Here is a 20,521-nt window from a genome sequence, read left to right on the forward strand (position 1 = left end):
AGTCGGAGATGTTCGACGACGCGGTGCCGCCGTTGTTGGCCGCCGCGCTGCCGAGCGTGGCGAGGGCGACGCTGTTGTCGGTGGAGTTGTCCGTCGAGTTGTCGTCGTGCGAGTCGGTCGTCGAGTTGTCGTTGCCCGAGTCCGAGATCGCAAGGTCGAGGTTGGTGGAGTTGTCGTTGTACGAATCGTTCGTGGAGTCGTTATTGAAGCCCGAACGGTTGTCGTTGTTCGAGTCGTTCGTCGAGTTGTCGTTGTAGGCGTCGTTGGTGGAGCTGTCGGTCGCGGTGGTGCCGGCGAGCGTCAGGCGGTCGTTGCTGTTCAACGCGTCGGTCACGCTCTGCGCGAACGCCGGGGCAGCGGCAAAGCCGAGCGCCAGTGCGACGGAGGCGGCGATGAGGTTCTTGCGCATGTGGTTCTCCTTGGGATGTCGAATTTCAGGGGAGGAAGCGCCCCTTTTCGGACGCATCGCCCTCGTCGCATATCCCGTGCCAACCCGTGACCTACGTCACGAATTCGCGCGCGCCCCACATGGATGAATGCTTTGCGAACCCGAGCGTCAAGCGAGGCGTTCGAAATTCACATGTCGTGTCTGCAAACCGTTCAACAGCATCGAAAATTTTTCCGCGCATGAAGCTGCACGCACGAGTCCGCTTTAACCGAACGAGCACGAAAACGAGATGGCCGTTTCGCACGCAGTGCACGTTTTCGCGCGTGTGGAGCTCTGACAACGACCAACGCGGGCAGCGGACACGACCATGCGAAACCGTGCCGACGCAATTCAATCGTGCGGGATCGCGCGCACTTCGCAGACGGCGCGCAACGCGGCCTTGATCGGCCGACCACGCGAACGCAACAGTTCGCGTTGCGTCTGCCAGTCGGGAAAGCGCTGTTCGACTTCCGCCCAGAATGCGGGCGAGTGGTTCGCCTGTATCAGATGGCAGAGCTCGTGCACGAGCACGTATTCGAACGCCGCGGGCGGCGCGAGCACGAGCGCGAGATCCAGGCGCATGCGGTCGTCCGGAGCGAGCGAGCCCCACAGCGACGTGAGCGGACGGATCGTCGTCGTGCGCGGCGCGCGCGGCAGCGTCGGCAGGTATTTCGGCATCCAGCGCCCGACGTCCGCCTTCGCTTGCGCCAGATAGAAATTCGAGAACGCCTTGCGCACCGCGGCTTCGCCAAGCGCAGGCGGCAGCGTGGCGACTACCTGCTCATGGTCGAGCTCGACGCGCAGGAAACGGCCTTCGCGCCACTGCAGCGGCGCATCGACGCCGCGCAACGGCAGCGTCGTGCTTTCGCCGATGCGCAGCGGCTGCACGTCGCCGAACGTATGCGCGAGCTGGCCGGCGAGCCAGGCGGCATGTTCCTGCACGAAGGCGAGCGCGCGACGATCGCTCGTGCGCGGCGGCACCGTGAGCCGGATGCCCCGCTCGGTGACGGTCAGGCGCAGCCCGCGCACGCGGCGGTTGTCGACGCGCTGCACGTCCACGATGCGACCGTCCGGCAGCGTGACCTGCAGCGGCGCACGCGGCGTCGCGGGTGCCGCGTGCGGCGGTCGCGCGCGGAAGAACATCCAGCGGCTACTCGACCTTCGACAGCTTCAGGGCGGGCTCGAGCACGGTGAACAGACGACGCAGCTCGTGGCTCATCAGCGCGAAACGCGCCTCGAGCTCGGCACGCAGGTCCTCTCGCTCGGTGTTCTCGAGCGTGTCGACCGCGCCGTCCAGCAGCTTGAACTTGCGGATGACCAGATCCTCGCCGAGCACGAAGCTGACATGGTCGTCGAGATTCAGCGCAAGCCGCGTGACCTGCTTGCCCGACTGCAGGTGCTTGTCGATCTCGGCGTTGTCGACGAGTTCCATGCGCTGGCACTTCACCACCGCGCCCTGGTCGAGCGCATCGCGCAGTTCGCATTCGTCGCCGAGGCTGAGGCCGTCCGGCAGCGCTTCACCCGCCACCCAGCCGGTCAGTACCGAACGCGGCGCGACTTCCGCATTGAGCGGCAGTGCGGGAAAGCTGCCGAGCGCACGGCGGATCTCGCTGACGACGCTTTCGGCGGACTTCTTGCTCGACGTGTCGATCGCGACGATGCCCTGCTTCATGTCGAGGATCGCATCGGTGCGCGAGGGCCGCACGAATGCGCGCGGCAGCAGTTCGGTGATGAGCTCGTCCTTCAGGCGCTTGCGCGTGCGGCCGCCGGGGCGACGCCCTTCCTTCTCCTCGATCTCGTCGAGTTTCTTCTGCAGCAGGTCGTTGACGACCGCGCCCGGCAGCAGCCGGTCCTCACTGCCGACGGCGAGCCAGTAGGCGTCGTCGAGCATGTGCTTGAAGCCTTCGGTGTCGCGACCGAATGGCGAAACGAAGCCGCGCGTCGAGAGCTCCATCGGGCCGACGGGGCGCAGCGCGGCTTCTTCGAGGCCGGCGTCGAAGGCGTCGAGTTCGAGCGATGTCGGAAAGCGGAACAGGGTCAGGTTGCGGAAGAACATCGAAGATCCGGAGAGTGGAAAACGGGCCGCCTGGGCGGCGGCCGGAAGGTCGGTTCGGAGACAGGCGCGGTGCGCTCAGTCGTCGCGTGCGTCGTTTGGTTCGCCGGCGAGCCAGGCGTGCGCGTCGGGCAACGGCGCATCGCCGTGGCGGCCGAGCGCGAGGAAGTCGAACAGCGTCGTATCCGACAGCTGTGACGGGCGGATGTCGCCGAGCGCGCGCGAGATGGTTTCGATCCGCCCGGGCGACTCGCGCTCCCACGCATCCATCATCTTCTTGACCTGCTTGCGCTGCAGGTTTTCCTGCGAGCCGCAGAGGTTGCAGGGAATGATCGGGAACTGCTTCGCCTCGGCGTACGCGGCGATGTCGTCTTCCTTGACGTAGGCGAGCGGGCGGATCACCACGTGCTTGCCGTCGTCGCTCTGCAGCTTGGGCGGCATGCCCGAGAGCTTCGCGTGGAAGAAGAGATTCAGGAAGAACGTCGCGACCAGATCATCGCGATGATGACCGAGTGCGATCTTGGTGAAGCCTTTCTGCTCGGCGTACGTGTAGAGCGCGCCGCGACGCAGTCGCGAGCACAGCGAGCACATCGTCTTGCCTTCCGGCACGACGCGCGTCACCACCGAATACGTGTCCTGCTCGAGGATCTTGTACGGCACGCCGATCGACTCGAGGTACGTCGGCAGCACGTGCTCGGGGAAATCCGGTTGCTTCTGGTCGAGGTTGACCGCGACCAGTTCGAACTTCACCGGCGCCTTCTTCTGCAGCTGCAGAAGGATGTCGAGCATCGTGTAGCTGTCCTTGCCGCCGGACAGGCAGACCATCACCTTGTCGCCCTCCTCGATCATGCCGAAGTCGGCGATCGCGCGGCCCACCTGGTGGCGCAGGCGCTTGGCGAGCTTGTTGGCCTCGTGCTGCGCGCGCTTGGCGCGCGGCGGCAACGGTTCGGCGAGGGGAATGACGGGCAGTGCGACGGTGCTCATGCCGTCATTCTACGGGCGGGGCGTCGCAGGGCCTGACTGCATTCAGCGCCGGCCCGGCTCGCTGGCGGTCGCGTGCGCAGGCTAAGCTCGCCGCATGAACGACGGTCGCAACCCCGCCGACATCGCCCGCCAGCTCGCCGAGCTCCGCCAGCAGCACCGCGACCTCGATCTGGCGATCGAGGGCCTGAAGCATGCCAGCGTGCGCGACGAACTCGCCGTCACCCGGCTCAAGAAGCGCAAGCTCCAGCTCAAGGACGCGATCGCGCGGCTGGAGTCCTCGCTGATTCCGGACGAGCCGGCCTGACGCGAACCGCGACGCGCCTCGCACCTGGGGCGCGAGCGCGTCACGCATCCGCCCGCCTTACGACGCGGCCTTCGCCGCGGAGGCCTTGGCCGCTTCCGCCGCCTCCGGGCTGACCTTCTCGATCGAATGCCGCAGCTCGCGGCCGAGGATGAACTTCGCGTCCTTGGCCCAGGCGTCGAGGCGTTCGTCGAAAGTGAGCTTGCCGTTCTCGTCGGCCCACACCATGCGCAGTTCGCGCAACTTCGCGATGAAGCCCCGGAACAGCGACTTGTCGAAGAACTCCGGCGCGGCCGGCGCGTACAGCAGCGACAGGCGTTGCGCGGCGAGGTGGCAGAGCGTCTCCAGCTCGCCCGCACTGAGCGTGCCGGGGCCGTTCTTCACCAGCACCGAAATCGCGATGTAGTAGCGCTCGAACGCCTGCTGCAGCGAGTGGCCGATCGCGCGAAGACGGAACACCTCGTCGGACTGGCTCGCGCTGCGCGAGAGCTGTTCCGGATCGTCGTCGTCGCGTCGGCGCAGCAGCCCTTCGGTCTGGAACAGGTCGACCGTGGCCCGCAGGCGCTCGGCGAATTCGTCCTCGCTCCACGGCAGGAACAGCTCGCTCTGCAGGAACGGATACACGCTGCGCCCCAGGCGCAGCACCGACGACAGCGTCATGCGGCGGTTGTGCTGGAAACAGCACGCGACCCACGCCGCCGCAGTGAACAGGTGCAGCACGTTGTTGCGGAAGTAGCTGAGCAGCACCGCCTTTTCTTCGTCGACCTCCAGCACGTCGCCGAGCGGATGCTTCACGCGCACGAGGACGTTGATCTCCTCGCCGTGCGCGATGATCTCTTCCGGCGTGTGCGGCGTGACGGTGACGCGATCGGAATACGGCAGCTGCGCGAGCAGCTTCTTGCTGAGCGCGATCTGTTCGAGCAGGTCGACTTCGCTCATCGCGTGCTTCGGCGTCGACAGCAGCGCGAGCGCGAGCAGGTTGATCGGATTGACGTCCGCTGCGCCGTTGACGTTGATCTGGATGCGATCGGCCAGCGTGTCGACCGTATCGTTGAGCCACGCCGGCTTCTCGTCTTCCGACACCGGGCGACCGTCCCAGTCGGGTGCCTTTTCCGCCAACACGTCGGTCAGGCGGATCGGCTCGCCGAAGTTCACGACGACCTGGCCGTAGTTGCTGCCGAGCACCTTCGGGATGCCCATCAGCAGCTGCCAGATCGATTCCTTTTCCTTGGGCTTGCCCGACAGCTCGTCGAGATAGCTGCGGCCTTCCATCAGCTTTTCGTAGCCGATGTAGACGGGCTGGAACAGCACGGGCCGCGTCGGCGCGCGCAGGTACGCGCGCAGCGTCATTGCGATCATGCCGCCCTTGGGCTGCAGCAATCGCCCGGTGCGCGAGCGGCCACCCTCGATGAAGTACTCGATCGAATAACCGCCGGCGACGAGCTGCGCGAGGTATTCGGAGAACACCGCCGAATACAGCGCGCTGCCGCGGATCGAACGACGCAGGAAGAACGCACCGCCCGTGCGCAGCAGCGTGCCGACGACGGGCAGGTTGAGGTTCACGCCCGCCGCGATGTGCGGCGGCACGATCCCGCGCGTGTACAGCAGGTAGCTGATCAGCAGGTAATCCATGTGGCTGCGATGGCAGGGCACATAGATGACTTCGTGGCCGGGCGCGTCTTCCTTGACCCGATCCAGGTGATGCACCAGCACTCCGCGATAGATGCGGTTCCACACCGGCTGCAGCAGAAAGCTCGCCGAACGCACGACCGGATGCGAGTAGTCGGCCGCGATCTCGTACGCAAGTGCGTGCGCCTTCTTCCACGCCTCGGCCATGCTGCTGTTGTCGCGCCGCGCCTGGTCCGCGATGGCATCGAGCACGCCCGGCGCGGCGAGCACGCGGTCGACGAGCAGGCGGCGCGTCGACAGGTCCGGCCCGATCACCGCGGTGCGGATGCGGCGGAAGTGCGCGCGCAGCACGCGCGAGAGCTTGCGCACCGTGCGTTCCGGCGGCAGGCCTTCGTCGACGATCGTGCGCAGCGACACCGGCGGCGCGAAGCGCACGTACGTCTCGCGCCCGTTGAGCGCGATCGACAGCAGGCGACGGAAGCGACCGACCAGCTGCCAATTCTCGGAGAACAGCACCGAGAACCAACCGGTGGTCTTCTCGGGCGCGCGGCCGACGTAGATCGAGACGGGCACCAGCTGCACGTCCATGGACGGATCGGTGCGGTGCGCATCGATCAGGCGCGCGAGCGATTCCGAATGCGACTTGCCGTTCTCGACGCGCGGGCGTTCGAGAACGCCGGGAATATTGGGGATCGGCGCGAGCGGGCCGACGTTGCGGCGCGACAGCGCGACGTAGGCACGACCGCGGCCTGTCGGGTCGCCGGGCAGCGGCGTCAGCGGAGAGGGCAGGCCGGCCTCGCGGCAGGCGCGGTCGAGGATCAATGCGTTCGAGAGGCCGTAGTCCTCGAGCACGTAGCAGACGGGGCGACCGTTCCAGTCGGGCACGTGTTCGGCGGGCGACGTGGGTTCGATTTTGAGCGCGACCCACGGCGCCATGGCGCGTTCGAGGAGCCGCGCCCACCACGGACGCGAAGCCGGACGGGCGGGACGGGGCGGCGGAACGTCACCGCGACCCGCGCCGGGCATCGGCAGGTCCGGCTGGGCGGGATCGATCGCGCGCGCGGCTTCGACGTCGACGTCGGATTCGGTGCCGGCCGGCGTGGGCGCGGCAGGGGGCGGTGTGTCGTCGCCGTTGGCGGTCGGCGCGGCGTCCGGGAACGGCAGGGGCGTCTGTTGGGCCATCGCCGGCATTATGCCCAAGCGTGTTCATCGGGCCGGGAACGACGGCGAACCGGTCGGCGCCGGGCAGGCATCGTGAACGCAAGGCGTGACCGCGGCCAAAAGAAAAAGGAGGCCGCGAGGCCTCCCCAAAACCCGGCCGGAGCCGGAGGGACAACAACGATGTGGACAGTGCCGGTGGAACCGGACTCGACCAGCTTAATAAAGCGTTATTCCGAAAGCAATACTTTCGGATATGACGATAAGTAATTGATTGTTCGTCAGCCGTCCAGCAGCGCCCGGATGGCCGCGAACCCCGCATCTGCCCGCGCCTTCTTGTTTTCGGCGTCGGCGACCGGGTCGGCGCCATCGCGCTGGATCTCGGCGGCGGGCAGTTCGTCGAGGAACCGGCTGGGCTTCAGCCGCAGCACTTCGCCCCAGCGCTGCGCCATCTTCGAGTACGACAGCCACAGTCGTTCCTTCGCCCGGGTGATGCCGACGTAGAGCAGTCGGCGCTCTTCGTCGAGCCGGCCTTCGTCGAGCGACGCCTCGTGCGGCAGCGTGCCGTCTTCCATGCCGACGATGAAGACGTAGCGGAACTCGAGACCCTTGGCCGCGTGCAGCGACATCAGCCGCACCTGGTTGCCGGCCTCGCCCTTGTCCGCATGCGAGAGCAGTGCGAGTTGCGCCGCGAGTTCGCCCGGGCCCGCGTTGCGCGCGCCTTCGAACCAGCCGGCGAGTTCGTCGATGTTGGCCTTGCGGCGCTGGAAGCTCGCCTCGTCCTTGCACTGCGCGCGCACCGACGCGAGCAGCCCGCTGCGTTCGGCGACTTCACCGACCAGCTCGGACGGCGCGGCGGTGGCCGACTTCGCCCGCAACTGGCGCACCAGCGTCGCGAAGGAATCCAGCGCATTGGCCGCGCGCGGCGGCAGCTGCTTCAGCGCGCCGACGTTCTCGATCGCCCGCGCCATCGGCATGTGCGCATGCGCCGAGAGTTCGGCGAGCTTCGCCAGCGTGCCCGCGCCGACTTCGCGCTTGGGCGCCTGCACGGCGCGCAGGAATGCCGCGTCGTCGTCGGGATTGGCGAGCAGGCGCAGCCAGCTCAGCACGTCCTTGACCTCGCCGCGGTCGAGGAACGCGGTGCCGCCCGACAGATGATACGGCACGCGCATCAGCTGCAGCGCCTTCTCCAGCGGTCGGCTCTGGAAATTGCCGCGGAAGAGAATGCAGAAGTCGCTCCACGGCGCGCGCGTGGACGCCGCGATGAACTGGATCTCCGCGGCGATGCGTTCGGCTTCGTGGCCCGCTTCGCGACATTCCCAGATGCGGATGCGCTCGCCGTCGGCCTGGTCGGACCACAGTGTCTTCAGGTGTTCGTGCGGGTTGTTCGCGATCAGCGTGTTCGCCGCGCGCAGCACGCGATTGCTGCAGCGGTAGTTCTGTTCGAGCTTGACGATACGCAGCGTCGGATAGTCGGTGCCGAGCTGCAGCAGGTTGTCCGGGTTCGCACCGCGCCAGGCGTAGATCGACTGGTCGTCGTCGCCCACGCAGGTGAACAGACCACGCGGACCGGCCAACGCCTTGAGCAGGCGGTACTGCGCGTCGTTGGTGTCCTGGCATTCGTCGACGAGCAGGTAGCCGATGCGCTCGCGCCACGTCAGCCGCAGCTCTTCGTCGGCTTCGAGCAACTGCACGGGCAGGCGGATCAGGTCGTCGAAGTCGAGCGCGTTGAAGCTGTTGAGGCGCGCCTGATAGAGCTCGTAGATCGTTGCCGCTTCGACTTCCCGCGGGGCGCGCGCTTCGCGCATCGCTTCTTCCGGCGACAACCCCGCATTCTTCGCGCGCGAGATCAGGTTCTTCACCGCATCGATCGCGTCGGGCTTGCTGCCTGCCGGGAGCAGGTCCTTGATCTGCGCGGCGGAGTCGTCGGCATCGAAGATCGAGAAGCCGCGGCGCAGCCCCGCCTTCGCATGTTCGATCTGAAGGAATTTCAGGCCGAGCGCGTGGAACGTGCAGATCGTCAGGCCTTCGGCCGCGTCGCCCTTGATCCGCTTGGCGACGCGCTCGCGCATTTCCTTCGCGGCCTTGTTGGTGAACGTGATCGCCGCGATGCGCTTGGCCGGCATGCGCCCCGACGCGATCAGGTGCGCGATCTTCTCGACGATGACGCGCGTCTTGCCCGACCCTGCGCCGGCAAGCACGAGAAGCGGGCCGTCGCAATGCTCGACGGCGGCACGTTGCTGGGGATTGAGACCGTGCATGGGAACTGCGGCGTCGCGGGATGCGCATGGTACGGCGTCCCGTTCGCGAGGTCCGTGCGACGCGTTCAGGCTCTCGTGCCATCAGTTGGCTGTCGCGCGGCCGCCCACGACTGCACACTAGCCACTTTCCGAACGTTGGACCTGCATGAACGCCCGTTTGTCGACCGCCGCGATCGCCCTCCTTCTACTGGCGGCGCCTTCGGTGCATGCAGCGGACCAGGGCAGCCAACCCGACGCGCGCTCCCTCGAGTACGAGATGGCGTTCCGCGGCCATCCCGACCTTGAGTTCCGCATGTACGGCGTTCAGGCGTATGGTCGTAAGCAGTACGATCGCGCGCTCGTACTCCTGCGACGTGCCGCGCACTTCGGCGACAAGCCTTCGCAGGGGCTGATCGCGGAGATGTACGCGCTCGGCCAGGGCGTTCCCCCGGATATGGCGCTGGCCTACGCATGGATGGATCTTGCCGCCGAGCGCGGGTATCGCGACTTCATCGTGCGTCGGGAACGCTACTGGGCGCGTATGACGGAGGCCGACCGCGCTCGTGCGCTCGAAGTCGGTCAGTCGGTTTACGCCGAATACGGCGACGACGTCGCAAAGCCGCGCTTCGCCGATCAGTTGCGTCGTGAATCCCACAACGGGGTGGGCAGCCGGACGGGCTACAACAGCAACGCCCGGATCAAGATTCCCAGCCAATACGGCGTGCAGACCGTCGACGGCACGCTTCTCAACAGTCTCGAGTACTGGAATGCCGACCAGTACTGGGCGTTGCAGGATGCGCTGTGGAAGGAGCCCGGTGGTCACGTCGATGCCGGCGAACTGCAGGATGTCCGGTCCGCGCCGGCCGCGTCGTCCGACGCCACGCGCGCCGGCGACGACCGCTAGCGTCGTCGTCGCCGGCGTAAACTGACGCGATGGCGAAGCTGTATTTCTACTACTCGGCGATGAACGCCGGTAAGACCACCACGCTGCTGCAGTCCGCGCACAACTACGCGGAGCGCGGCATGCGTACGTTCGTCCTGACGCCCGCGCTCGACGATCGCGCGGGGCGCGGCGTAGTGGCCTCGCGCATCGGCCTTTCGTCGCAGGCGACGGCGTTCTCGCGTGACGACGATCTCGAACGCTGCGTCCGCCACGACATCGACGAACATGGCCCGTTGCATTGCGTGCTCGTCGACGAAGCGCAGTTCCTGACGAAGGCGCAGGTCTGGCAGCTCACCGAGATCGTCGACGCGCTGCGCGTCCCGGTGCTCTGCTACGGGTTGCGTACGGATTTCCGCGGCGAACTGTTCGAAGGCAGCCAGTATCTGCTCGCCTGGGCGGACGAGATCGACGAGATCAAGACGATCTGCCACACCGGCAAGAAAGCGACGATGACGGTGCGTGTCGATGAGCAGGGCCGCGCGGTGCAGGACGGCCCGCAGGTCGAGATCGGCGGCAACGAGCGTTACGTCTCGGTGTCGCGCGCGCAGTTCAAGAAGGTCATGCGCGGCGAAGGCACGATCGAGCCGATGCAGGTGCCGTTTCCGTTCGACGCCGCGTAACGCGCGCCGCGCTCCGCTGCTCAGTTGTCGCGCATCGCGATCTGCGCGCTCGGGCGCTGGCATTCGCGGCGTAGCTGCTCCAAGTCCCGCAACGTGACACTGCCGTCCGGCTGCGCGACGCGCACGGCCTCGATCAGTCGATCGAGATGGCGCGCACCCGCCGACCGCGGACGTCCCGCGCACCGCACCGCATCCGCATAGCCCGCCGCGCGCCAAGCGATCGGCTGGGGTCGCACGGACGTCGCGCCCGAGGCGGCGATGACGTCGAGCAGTCGCAACGCGACCGGATCGCCCTGCGTCGCCTGTTCGCGCGCGAGCGATAGCTGCGCGAGGCGTGTGCGCGGATCGCGTGCGCCGTAGCCCTGTCGCAGGAAGTGCAGCGCGCGGGTCAGTTCGGGGATCGCACGTGCGTCGCCGAGCGCGGCGTCGACGTCGCCGAGGCGTCGATCAATGTCGGCGACGGATGCATCGCTCGCGCCATGCCGGGCGATGCGCAACGCGCGCGCCTCTTCGAGCAGCGGTCGCGCCTCGCCGCTGCGTCCGGCTTCGTGCAGCACCTGCGCCATCGTTGCCAGACTGTCGGACACCGCATCCGGATCGCCGCGATGCCGGTCGATCGCCAGCGCCGCCTGCAACGAAGACAGCGCCGCCGGCAACCGGCCGAGTTGCCATTCGACGCGCGCGAGAAGCAGATGGCTGTCGCGTAGTTCGGGATCGTTCGGCGACAACCGCGCGCTCAGCTCCGCATGACGTGTGCGCAACGGCAGCGCGGCGTCGCGGTAGCGCGACTGGTCGATCAGCACGTCGGCCAATTCGCGGCGCACCGCGAGCGTGATCGGATGCTGCGGGCCGTGCACGTCCTGCGCGGTCGACAGCGTGTCCACAAGCTCGCGTTCCGCGCGACCCGGATGGCCGAGGCGCCGCTCCACCGTCGCGATCTGTCGGCCGATGTCGACCTGCAGCGGGTGCCGCGAACCGACTTCGGCATCGAGGCGCTCGCGCGCGACGCGATAGGTGCGCAGCGCGTCGTCGAACTCGCCCTGGTCGACCTGCAGCGTCGCGAGGTCGAGACGGCTCTCGATTTCCGCGACGGCCGAACCCGGCGCGTCGATGGACTGACGGAGCACCAGCGCGCGCGAGAACAAGTGCCGCGCGCGGGACACGTCGCCCAACGCGCGTTCGCAGCGACCGAGCTGCGAGAAGAACTCGGCGGCCGGCGTCGGCAACGCGCGCTGGCGCTGCTCGGCCAGCGTCTCCAGCGGCCGCATGCCGGCCACGCACGCACGCGGATTGCCGGTGCGGCGCAGCACGTCGCCGCGCAGCGCGCTCGCTTCGATGCGCAGGCTCTCGGGCATGTCGGTGTTGCGCTCGATCAGTCCACGCTGGCGTTCCAGCAGCGCCAGCGCCTGCGGGTAATCGCCCAGGCCCATGCGCAGTCGCGCGACGAGGCCGAACAGTTCCGCCTGCGAGGCCGGCTCGCGGGCGAGTTCGCGATCGCCGCGTTCGACCGCCGCATCGAGCAGCGTGCGCAGATCCACCGCGCCCGCATCGCGCGTTTCCGCCGCCTTTTCGAACACGCCGGCGATGAAGTCGCGCATGGCCTGCGCGCGTTGGGCTTCGTCGACCGCCTCGCGGCTCTGTCGCCAGACCACGCCGCCGGCGATCGCGATGAACGCGATGGCCGCGGTGGTGCCCGCAAGCGCCCAGCGGTGGCGACGCATGTACTTGCGCGCGATGTAGAGCAGGCCCTGCGGCCGCGCCTGCACCGGGCGGCCGTCGAGATGGCGCGCGAGGTCTTCGCTCAGCGCTTCGACCGACGGATAGCGCTGCTCGGGCTGTTTGCACAGCGTGCGCATCACGATGTTGTCGAGATCGCCGACAAGACGGCGCGCACGTCGACGCAATTGCTGGCGTTCGACGCCCTGCTTCGTCTCGGCGAGCCGCAACAGCTTCTGCGACGGCCGCACCGGGTCGTGCGTGAGGATCGCTTCCTCCCACTCCGCATCGCTCTGGCGCTTGAGGCGATACGGCTTGGTGCCGGTGAGCAGTTCGTACAGCACGACGCCGAGCGAATACACGTCGGTCATCGTGGTGACCGGCGCGCCGCGGATCTGTTCGGGCGCCGCGTAGTGCAGCGTGAACGCGCGCGTGCCGGTGCGCGTGTTGTCGCTGCGCGGGCCGCCGCCGTCGAGCAGCTTGGCGATGCCGAAGTCGAGCAGGCGCACCTGGCCGTCCTGCGTCACCAGGATGTTCGACGGCTTGAGGTCGCAGTGCACGACGAGGTTGGCGTGCGCATGGCTCACCGCCGCGCAGACCTGCCGGAACATGCGAAGGCGCGCGTCGAGCGGCACGTCGAGGCGCTGCCAGTAGCGCGTGATCGGTTCGCCCTCGACGTATTCGAGCGCGAGATACGGCACGCCTTCCGCGCTGACGCCGGCATCCAGCAGGCCCGCGATGTGCGGATGCGCGAGACGCGCGAGGATCTGCCGCTCACGGGCGAAGCGCAGGCGCAGGTTCTGGTCGGTGAGGCCGGGACGCAGCAGCTTCAGTGCGACGCGGCGCTGGTACAGGCCGTCCGCACGCGACGCACGCCACACCTGACCCATGCCGCCTTCGCCGAGCAGCTTTTCGAGGCGATACGGCCCGACTTCGCCGCCTTCGCTGAGCAGCGGCTTCGGCACGACGATGGGTTCGGCGAGGAAGGCGGCATTGCCGTCTTCCAGCGCGAGCATTTTGGTGAGATCCGCGGCCAGCGCGGCGTCGTCATGCGCGATCTGCGTCAGGCGCGCGTCGCGTTCGGTCGGTTCGAGCTCGAGCAGCTCGTCGAGGTGCGGCGACAGGCGCAGCCAGCGTGCGGGGTCCATGATCCGACCGCGCGCCGCGTATCAGGCGGCCTGCTCGTCGCCTTCCAGGCTCGCGAGCAGGAACAGGCGCGCCTTCTGCCAGTCGCGGCGGATCGAGCGCTCGGAGCGATCCTGCAGCGCGGCGATCTCCAGTTCCGACAGGCCACCGAAATAGCGAAGCTCGACCACCTGCGCGAGACGCGGGTCCACCGCGGCGAGCTTGTCAAGCGCGCCGTCGAGCGCGAGCAGGTCTTCGTCGAGGCGGATCGCGCCTTCGCCGTCTTCGGGAATCGACGTGACGCGCTCGAGGCCGCCGCCGCGCTTCTGCGCGAGGCGCTGGCGCACGTGGTCGACGACGACGCTGCGCATCGCCGTGGCGGCGTACGCGAAGAAGTGCGCACGGTCGCCGAACTGCGCGCCGTGGCTGCCGATGAGCTTGAGGTAGGCCTCGTGGACGAGCGCGGTCGCGTCGAGCGTCTGCTCCTGTTGTCCGGCGAGCTGGCGACGCGCCATGGCGTGCAGTTCGTCGTAGAGCGTGCCGAGTACGCGATCGAGCGCCTCGCGGTTGCCATCGCGCGCGGCGTCCAGCCAGTTCGTGATGTCCGCGGCGTCCGTCATGGGCTACGTCCTCCGTTACGGACTATACGCCGCCGACCGGTACCCACCGTGGGCCGGAAGGCATGGAAGGCGGGCTCCGTTGGACCGGCGGTCAGCGTTGGCAGGCCGGACACCAGACGCTTGCACGTTGCCCGATGGCCGCCTGCTTCAGCGTCCGGCCGCAGGTGGGGCAGGGCTCGCCGCCGCGGCCGTACACCGCGAGCTCCTGCTCGAAGTAGCCGGGCGCGCCATCCGGGCTGATGAAGTCGCGCAGGGTCGTGCCGCCGCGGCCGATGGCGTAGGCGAGGATGGCCTTCACGGCATCGGCCAGCCGGGCGTAGCGGTCGCGCGAGACCTTGCCGGCGGCGCGAAGCGGCGAGATCCCGGCGCGGAACAGCGCCTCGGCCGCGTAGATGTTGCCGACGCCCACCACCACCGCCTGATCCATCAGGAAGATCTTCACCGGCGCCGTGCGGCCGCGCGACAGGCGGAACAGCCAGTCGCCATCGAACGCATCCGACAGCGGCTCCGGGCCGAGGTCGGCGAGCAGCTCGTGTGTCTCGCCGGGCGGCTGCCAGAGCAGGCAGCCGAACCGGCGTGGATCGTTGAAGCGCAGCACGCGGCCGGAATCGAGCGACAGGTCGACGTGGTCGTGCGCGCGCAGCGGCGTGTCGGCCGGCAGTACGCGCAGCGAACCCGACATCCCCAGATGCAGCAGCGCGCTGCCGACGGCGGTGTCGAGCAGCAGGTACTTCGCGCGACGACGCACCGCATCGACGCGCTGGCCCGGCAGCAGGTTCGACACTTCCGGCGGGATCGGCCAGCGCAGGTCGGGGCGTCGCAGCATCACCTGCATGACGCGACGGCCTTCGACGTGCGGGGCGAGGCCGCGTCGCGTGGTTTCGACTTCGGGCAGTTCGGGCATCGCGGCGTCGCACGGGCGGGTCCGCTTGCAAGGTGGCGGCGCCGTCGCCATCTCGCAAGGCGCCCGCCGCTTTCACATGGCGGTGCGCTGTCGCGTGCGTGAACCGCTGTGCCGTCCGCAGTTCCTGGACGGCTGCGGTGCATACGGCGGTGGCATGATGCGTACGTCGCCCGCGCGACCGGCCCCGCGGCCGCTTCCCCCTCGGAGTGTTCGATGTCTTCTTCCCTCAGCGATTTCCTGGTCGGCGGCGCGTTGCAGCTGGGCTGGGGATCGATGCTGGTCTACCTGCTGGTGGCCACGCAGATCACCATCTTCACCGTCACCCTTTACCTGCACCGGTCGCAGGCGCACCGCGCGGTGGATTTCCACCCGGTGCTCGCGCACTTCTTCCGTTTCTGGTGCTGGCTCACCACCTCGATGATCACCAAGGAGTGGGCGGCGATCCATCGCAAGCACCACGCCAAGTGCGAGACCGAAGAGGATCCGCACAGCCCGCAGATCAAGGGCATCAAGACCGTGTTCTGGCGCGGCGTCGAGCTCTATCGCGAAGCGCGTGCGCAGCGCGAGGACATCGAGAAGTACGGCAAGGGCTGCCCGGACGACTGGATCGAGCGCAAGCTCTACACGCCGTTCGCGACGATGGGTCCGACGGTGCTGCTGTTCCTCAGCTTCTTCCTGTTCGGTTTCAAGGGCATCGCCGTGTGGGCGATCCAGATGGCGTGGATCCCGTTCTGGGCGGCCGGCGTCGTCAATGGCCTCGGCCACTGGTGGGGCTACCGCAACTTCGAGACCACCGACACCGCGACCAACCTCACGCCGTGGGGCGTGTGGATCGGCGGCGAAGAGCTGCACAACAACCACCACGCATTCCCGTCGTCGGCGAAGTTCGCGCTGCGCAAGTGGGAATTCGACATCGGCTGGTTCGCGCTGCGCGGATTCGAGGCGGTCGGCCTTGCAAAGGTGCTGCGCGTCGCGCCGTCGCTGGACGTGCGCCCGAACATCGACATGCCGGACGCCGAGACGCTCAAGGCGCTGCTCGCCATCCGCTTCCAGGCGATGACCGACTACTACCGCGGCGTCACCCTGCCGGCGTTGCGCGAGGAAGCTGCGGCCGCCGGCGCGAAGATGCGCGCGGTGCTGCCGCGCCCACTGCGCAAGGGTCTGGCCGATGGCGGCCGCTGGCTCGACGACGAGAAGAAGGCACGCCTGCAGGCGTTCCTCGCCGAACGTCCGAAGCTGGCCACGCTCGCGGAATATCGCGCGCGCCTCGCCGCGGTACTCGACGACCGCTCGCACGACGCCAAGGCCACGCTCGCCCGTCTGCACGCGTGGTGCCAGGAGGCCGAGGCCAGCGGCATCGCCTCGCTGCAGCAGTTCTCGGCGCGCATGAAGGGCTATGCGCTCGCGTCCGCGCACTGACGTGCGACACGGCATTCGCCACCTCGGGGCCGCGCTCATCTGCGCGGCCTCGTCGTTTGCAGGCCTCGCATTCGCCGCCGGGCCGGTGACGTCGAGCAGCGATTACCTCTCGCGCATGGACACCGACGGCGACAAGCGCGTGTCGCTCGCGGAGTTCCAGGCGTGGATGGGCTACGCGTTCGAACGCATGGACGTGAACCATGACGGCACCGTGTCGCAGGCCGAACTGCCCGGCGGCCGCGGCAAGCCGATCTCGCTGGCGGAGCATCGCGCTGCACTCGCGGCACGATTCGCGAAGCAGGACGTCAACCACGACGGTGTGCTCGACGCGCGCGAACTCGCGGCACCGCCACAGCGCTGAATGAAGCCGCCGGCGATCGATGGCGTCGGCGCGAGCCGCGTGCAGCTGCGGCCGGGTGATGGCCTGACCGTGCTCGACGCCTTGTGCGCGCGGTTCCCGGCGGTCGATCGCGCCACGTGGACGTCGCGGTTCCTGCGTGGTCGCGTGCTGGATGCGAACGGCGTCGCACTGGATGTATCGACCGCACTCGTCCGCGGTGGCGACGTCTTCTATTACCGCGAAGTGCGGGACGAGGAGGCGTGCAGCGGTGTCGAAACGCTGCTGCATGTCGACGACGACATTGCCGTGGTGGACAAGCCGCATGGGCTCGCGGTGATGCCGGCCGGGCGCTTCGTGCACGACACGTTGTTGGCGCGGCTCGTCCGCAGGCTTGGCATCGACGACATCGCGCCGCTGCATCGGATCGATCGCGATACGGCGGGGCTGGTGATGTTCTCCCTGCGTGCGACGTCGCGCGACGCCTATCTCGACCTGTTTCGCAGTCGCGCGATTCACAAGCGCTACGAGGCGATTGCGCCACCGTTGCCGCATCTCGCGTTCCCACTCGAACGCAGCAGTCGCCTCGAGCCAGGCGCGCGGTTTCCTGCGATGCAGGAGGTCGACGGTACGCCGAACAGTTGTAGCCGGGTCGATGTTCTCGAGCGCGGAGAAATCTTGTGGCGTTACACGCTCGAGCCGGTCACGGGGCGCAAGCACCAGCTCCGCGTGCATATGGCGGCGCTGGGGGCGGCGATCGCGAATGATCCGTTGTATGGGGGCGTCATCACGGGTGATGGCGCGCCGCTAGCGCTTCTTGCGCGGTCGATTCGGTTTGAGGATCCGCTTAATGGGCGGCGGCGCGTGTTCGAGAGTTCGTTGTCTCTCTAGTCGCTGGGGTTCGCGGGGAGCAACAGCGTTTCGTCCGCTGACGCGGCCGAGTTACTTTCTTTGCTGGTGCAAAGAAAGGTAACCAAAGAAAGCACCTTCCTCGACGAATCTACAGCTCGCGACCGGTAGCACTCTCGCGATCGCCACACTCGGCATCCTGCCTCGGGTGGCGACGGCCGACGTCCTGTCGGCCGCCCCTTCGGGGTCTCTACGACTGGTGTAGCGGTTGCGGTACTTAAAGGCAAAGGACTTCGCACTGCCCGTGCGCTGCCCAAAAATACGTGTCGCCAACGAACTGCTACTTCGCCGGCGCCCCGAACAGCACCTTCCGCTCCTCGTCCGTCATCGGCTTCGCGTACGACGCCTGTGCATCGGCGTACACGCGCTTGGTCGCCTCGCGCTCGCCCACCTGTGCGAACCAGCGCTTGAGGTGGGGCGTGTCGTCGAGGTTCTGCTTGTGCGCTTCGTGCGGGACGATCCACGGGTAGATCGCCATGTCGGCGATGGAATACGCGTCGCCGGCGACGAACTCGCGGTCGGCCAGGCGCTTGTCGAGCACGCCGTACAGGCGCGCGGTTTCGCGGGTGTAGCGGTCGATCGCGTACGGCACCTTTTCCGGTGCGTAGACGTTGAAGTGGCCGTTCTGCCCGGCCATCGGACCGAGCCCGCCCATCTGCCAGAACAGCCACTGCAGCACTTCGGTGCGGCCGCGGAGGTCCTGCGGGATGAAGCGGCCGGTCTTGTCGGCGAGATAGAGCAGGATCGCGCCGGATTCGAACAGCGGGAGCGGGCCGCCGCCGTCGGCGGGTGCGTGGTCGACGATCGCGGGGATGCGGTTGTTCGGCGCGATGGCGAGGAACTCGGGCTTGAACTGCTCGCCCGCGCGGATGTCGACCGGAAGGATGCGGTGCTCCAGGCCCGTCTCTTCGAGGAACAGGCGGATCTTGTAGCCGTTGGGCGTGGCCCAGTAGTGCAGGTCGATCATGTCCGGCTCCATGCAGGGGAAGCCGCGATGCTAGGCCTGCAGTGCGACACCGGCGTCGTCGCTCCGCGCACGCAGCGTTGCGGCGGCCGTGGCGATTGATCGGTTCGCGACGACGCACGCGCTAGCGTCGACGCCTCCGTCCGGGGCCCGGCCATGCACCGACACACCGACCGCACGCCGCCGTCGCCACACGCACCGCACGTGCTGCGTCCGTCGCGTCGCGCGCCCGCGCCAGGCCTGCCCTCGCGCCTGCGCGAAGCGATCGAGCCGTTGCCCGACATCGACGATCCCGCGTTCGCCGAAGCGTTCGACCGCTACGCCCACTGTCGCGTCGTGCTGCTCGGCGAGGCGAGCCACGGCACGTCCGAGTTCTATCGCGCGCGCGCCGCGATCACGAAGCGGCTGGTGGAGCGACACGGCTTCCGCATCGTCGCCGTCGAGGCCGACTGGCCGGATGCCGCCGTCATCGATCGCCACGTCCGCCACCGCGCGCCGAATGCCGACGCCGAGCCGCCGTTCACCCGCTTCCCGACGTGGATGTGGCGCAACGCGGAAGTCGCCGAACTGTTCCGCTGGATGCGCCACTTCAACGAACCGCGCGACGCCCGCGACCGCGCCGGGTTCTACGGCCTCGATCTCTACAGCCTCGGCGCGTCGATGCGCGCCGTCATCGACTATCTCGACGACGTCGACCCCGACACCGCCGCGCTCGCCCGCAAGCGCTATGCCTGTCTGACGCCGTGGGCCAAGGAGCCCGCGCACTACGGCCTCGCCGCGCTCACGCACGAGCAGGCCCGCTGCGAGGACGCCGTACTGTCGATGCTGCGGGAGATGCTGGAGAAGCGCCTGGAATTCGCGCGGCTCGACGGCGCCGACGCGTTCGAGGCCGAGCAGAACGCACGACTCGTCGCCAATGCGGAGAACTACTACCGCGCGATGTACCGCGGCGCGGCCGAGAGCTGGAACGTGCGCGATGCGCACATGGCCGAGACGCTGCTGCAGGTGCTGCGCGCGCGTGGGGAGACGTCGCGCGCCGTCGTCTGGGCGCACAACTCGCATATCGGCGATGCACGGCAGACCGAGATGGGCCGCGAACGCGGCGAGCTCAACCTCGGCCAGCTGTGTCGCGAGCAGTTCGGGGACGATGCCGCGCTGATCGGCTTCGGTACCGACACCGGCACCGTCGCCGCGGCCAGCGACTGGGACGCGCCGATGCGCGTCATGCGCGTGAATTCCTCGATGGCCGACAGCGTCGAGCGCCAGTTCGTCGATGCGGGCGAGCCGAGGGGTGTGCTGCACCTGCGGGATATCGAGCCGTCGCTGCGTCGCGAACTCGAACGCGAGCGGCTCGAACGCTTCATCGGCGTGATCTACCGGCCGGACACGGAACGCTGGAGCCATTACGCGGAAGCCTCGCTGGCGCGGCAGTTCGACGCCTACGTCTGGTTCGAGACCACGCGCGCCGTCGATGCACTCGAGGGCCCGCACGCCCGCGGCGTGCCCGAAACCTATCCGTTCGGCGTATGAGCCTGCGCGCCATGCGACACCACACCGCATGAGCGGCGATCCCACCATCGCCGGGCTGCTTCCCGCGTCGTGGCCGTGGACGCTGCTGGGTGCGGTGATCTACCCGGTGTGGCTCGCGGCGGGCGTCGCCGATGTGCTGGTGCACCGCCGCGACCGCATCGAAGTCCACACCGGTACGCACGAATCGTGGATGCACGTCGCGATGTGCATCCAGATGGGCATTCCGGTGCTGCTCGTGCTGTTCCTGGACGTGACCGTGCCGGTGTTCCTCATCGCGACGGCCGCGGTCGTCGTGCACGGCTGGACCTCATGGCGCGACGCGCGCTTCGCCGATCGCGTGCGGCACATCGGCCCGCTGGAGCAGAAGGTGCACGTCGCGCTCGATGCCGTGCCGTGGCTCGGCCTGCTGCTGCTCGCGCTGCTGCATGCGCCGGCGCTGCGCGGCCTCGTCGGTGCGGGCGCGGCCGACTGGTCGTGGCGATGGCGCGACCCGCCGGTCCCGACCGCGGCGATCGTCGCGGTCGTCGTCAGTGCCTTCGCCTTCGGCCTGATGCCGTCGGTGCTCGAGCTGCGTCGCGCCTATCGCACGGTGCGCGCGCTGTAACCCGTCATCGCGCTCCGGCACACTGCGCGCACTGTCCG

Annotated in this window: 18 protein-coding genes; 8 read left to right on the forward strand and 10 right to left on the reverse strand. The window is 68.2% G+C overall.

Features of this window, described 5'->3' with window-relative positions; all coding sequences use genetic code 11:
• The 4 genes from EVS83_RS05960 to ttcA form a co-directional block, all read right to left on the reverse strand.
• Positions 1–409 (reverse strand): hypothetical protein (locus EVS83_RS05960; protein WP_208108698.1); only part of this gene is annotated, 409 nt, incomplete at its 3' end.
• Between the two features lie 369 nt (positions 410–778).
• Positions 779–1,570, reverse strand: a complete 792-nt coding sequence (locus EVS83_RS05965) for a M48 family metallopeptidase (protein ID WP_133500126.1) — start codon at positions 1,568–1,570, stop codon at positions 779–781.
• A 7-nt stretch (positions 1,571–1,577) separates the two neighbouring features.
• Positions 1,578–2,483, reverse strand: a complete 906-nt coding sequence (locus EVS83_RS05970; protein WP_133500127.1) for a recombination-associated protein RdgC — start codon at positions 2,481–2,483, stop codon at positions 1,578–1,580.
• A gap of 75 nt (positions 2,484–2,558) precedes the next feature.
• Complete coding sequence (gene ttcA / locus EVS83_RS05975) at positions 2,559–3,464, reverse strand: tRNA 2-thiocytidine(32) synthetase TtcA (RefSeq protein ID WP_133500128.1); 906 nt, start codon at positions 3,462–3,464, stop codon at positions 2,559–2,561.
• A 94-nt stretch (positions 3,465–3,558) separates the two neighbouring features.
• On the opposite strand from ttcA, the gene EVS83_RS05980 reads away from it, so the two are divergent.
• Positions 3,559–3,768 carry a YdcH family protein gene (locus EVS83_RS05980; protein ID WP_133500129.1) on the forward strand — a complete coding sequence of 70 codons (210 nt, stop codon included), beginning with the start codon at positions 3,559–3,561 and terminating at the stop codon, positions 3,766–3,768.
• 57 nt (positions 3,769–3,825) lie between these two features.
• Here EVS83_RS05980 and plsB read toward each other — a convergent pair whose 3' ends face one another.
• Together plsB and EVS83_RS05990 are read right to left on the reverse strand one after the other, a co-directional pair.
• Positions 3,826–6,576, reverse strand: coding sequence for a glycerol-3-phosphate 1-O-acyltransferase PlsB (gene plsB / locus EVS83_RS05985; protein WP_425456071.1), 2,751 nt, complete (start codon positions 6,574–6,576; stop codon positions 3,826–3,828).
• A 257-nt stretch (positions 6,577–6,833) separates the two neighbouring features.
• A complete protein-coding gene (locus EVS83_RS05990; RefSeq protein ID WP_133500131.1) occupies positions 6,834–8,813 on the reverse strand; it encodes a UvrD-helicase domain-containing protein in 1,980 nt (659 codons plus the stop codon).
• 145 nt (positions 8,814–8,958) lie between these two features.
• On the opposite strand from EVS83_RS05990, the gene EVS83_RS05995 reads away from it, so the two are divergent.
• A complete protein-coding gene (locus tag EVS83_RS05995; RefSeq protein ID WP_133500132.1) occupies positions 8,959–9,696 on the forward strand; it encodes an SEL1-like repeat protein in 738 nt (245 codons plus the stop codon).
• A 29-nt stretch (positions 9,697–9,725) separates the two neighbouring features.
• Positions 9,726–10,355 (forward strand): thymidine kinase, encoded by a 630-nt coding sequence (locus EVS83_RS06000; protein ID WP_133500133.1) that lies wholly within the window; start codon positions 9,726–9,728, stop codon positions 10,353–10,355.
• A gap of 20 nt (positions 10,356–10,375) precedes the next feature.
• Here the strand turns inward: EVS83_RS06000 and EVS83_RS06005 are convergent, their stop codons facing one another.
• The 3 genes from EVS83_RS06005 to mutM all read right to left on the reverse strand — a co-directional run bounded on the left by EVS83_RS06005 (position 10,376) and on the right by mutM (position 14,720).
• Positions 10,376–13,219, reverse strand: coding sequence for a serine/threonine-protein kinase (locus tag EVS83_RS06005; protein ID WP_133500134.1), 2,844 nt, complete (start codon positions 13,217–13,219; stop codon positions 10,376–10,378).
• A gap of 21 nt (positions 13,220–13,240) precedes the next feature.
• Positions 13,241–13,816 carry an ECF-type sigma factor gene (locus EVS83_RS06010; protein WP_027083575.1) on the reverse strand — a complete coding sequence of 192 codons (576 nt, stop codon included), beginning with the start codon at positions 13,814–13,816 and terminating at the stop codon, positions 13,241–13,243.
• Positions 13,817–13,907: 91 nt separating this feature from the next.
• Complete coding sequence (gene mutM, locus EVS83_RS06015; protein WP_133500135.1) at positions 13,908–14,720, reverse strand: bifunctional DNA-formamidopyrimidine glycosylase/DNA-(apurinic or apyrimidinic site) lyase; 813 nt, start codon at positions 14,718–14,720, stop codon at positions 13,908–13,910.
• Positions 14,721–14,933: 213 nt separating this feature from the next.
• Here mutM and EVS83_RS06020 point away from each other — a divergent pair, with 213 nt between their 5' ends.
• Genes EVS83_RS06020 through EVS83_RS06030 form a run of 3 tightly spaced genes read left to right on the forward strand, consistent with a single transcriptional unit; the run spans position 14,934 to position 17,367 of the window.
• On the forward strand, positions 14,934–16,139 hold the full coding sequence (locus EVS83_RS06020; protein WP_133500136.1) for a DesA family fatty acid desaturase: 1,206 nt from the start codon (positions 14,934–14,936) through the stop codon (positions 16,137–16,139).
• Positions 16,117–16,500, forward strand: a complete 384-nt coding sequence (locus EVS83_RS06025) for an EF-hand domain-containing protein (protein WP_133500137.1) — start codon at positions 16,117–16,119, stop codon at positions 16,498–16,500. Before EVS83_RS06020 ends, EVS83_RS06025 begins: the two co-directional genes overlap by 23 nt.
• Positions 16,501–17,367 (forward strand): pseudouridine synthase, encoded by an 867-nt coding sequence (locus tag EVS83_RS06030; RefSeq protein ID WP_133500138.1) that lies wholly within the window; start codon positions 16,501–16,503, stop codon positions 17,365–17,367.
• Between the two features lie 298 nt (positions 17,368–17,665).
• On the opposite strand, the gene EVS83_RS06035 is transcribed toward EVS83_RS06030, so the two are convergent.
• The gene (locus tag EVS83_RS06035; protein WP_133500139.1) at positions 17,666–18,352 is read right to left on the reverse strand and encodes a glutathione binding-like protein; all 687 of its coding nucleotides are present in this window, start codon (positions 18,350–18,352) and stop codon (positions 17,666–17,668) included.
• 153 nt (positions 18,353–18,505) lie between these two features.
• Here EVS83_RS06035 and EVS83_RS06040 point away from each other — a divergent pair, with 153 nt between their 5' ends.
• Both EVS83_RS06040 and EVS83_RS06045 read left to right on the forward strand, forming a co-directional pair.
• Entirely contained in the window at positions 18,506–19,879 is a 1,374-nt protein-coding gene (locus EVS83_RS06040; RefSeq protein ID WP_133500140.1) for an erythromycin esterase family protein, read from the forward strand.
• A gap of 28 nt (positions 19,880–19,907) precedes the next feature.
• On the forward strand, positions 19,908–20,483 hold the full coding sequence (locus tag EVS83_RS06045; RefSeq protein WP_133500141.1) for a hypothetical protein: 576 nt from the start codon (positions 19,908–19,910) through the stop codon (positions 20,481–20,483).
• Positions 20,484–20,521 lie beyond the last annotated feature (38 nt).

Origin of the sequence: Cognatilysobacter terrigena, assembly GCF_004361065.1 — a bacterium.
In the GTDB taxonomy this organism is placed as follows: Bacteria; Pseudomonadota; Gammaproteobacteria; order Xanthomonadales; family Xanthomonadaceae; genus Cognatilysobacter; species Cognatilysobacter terrigena.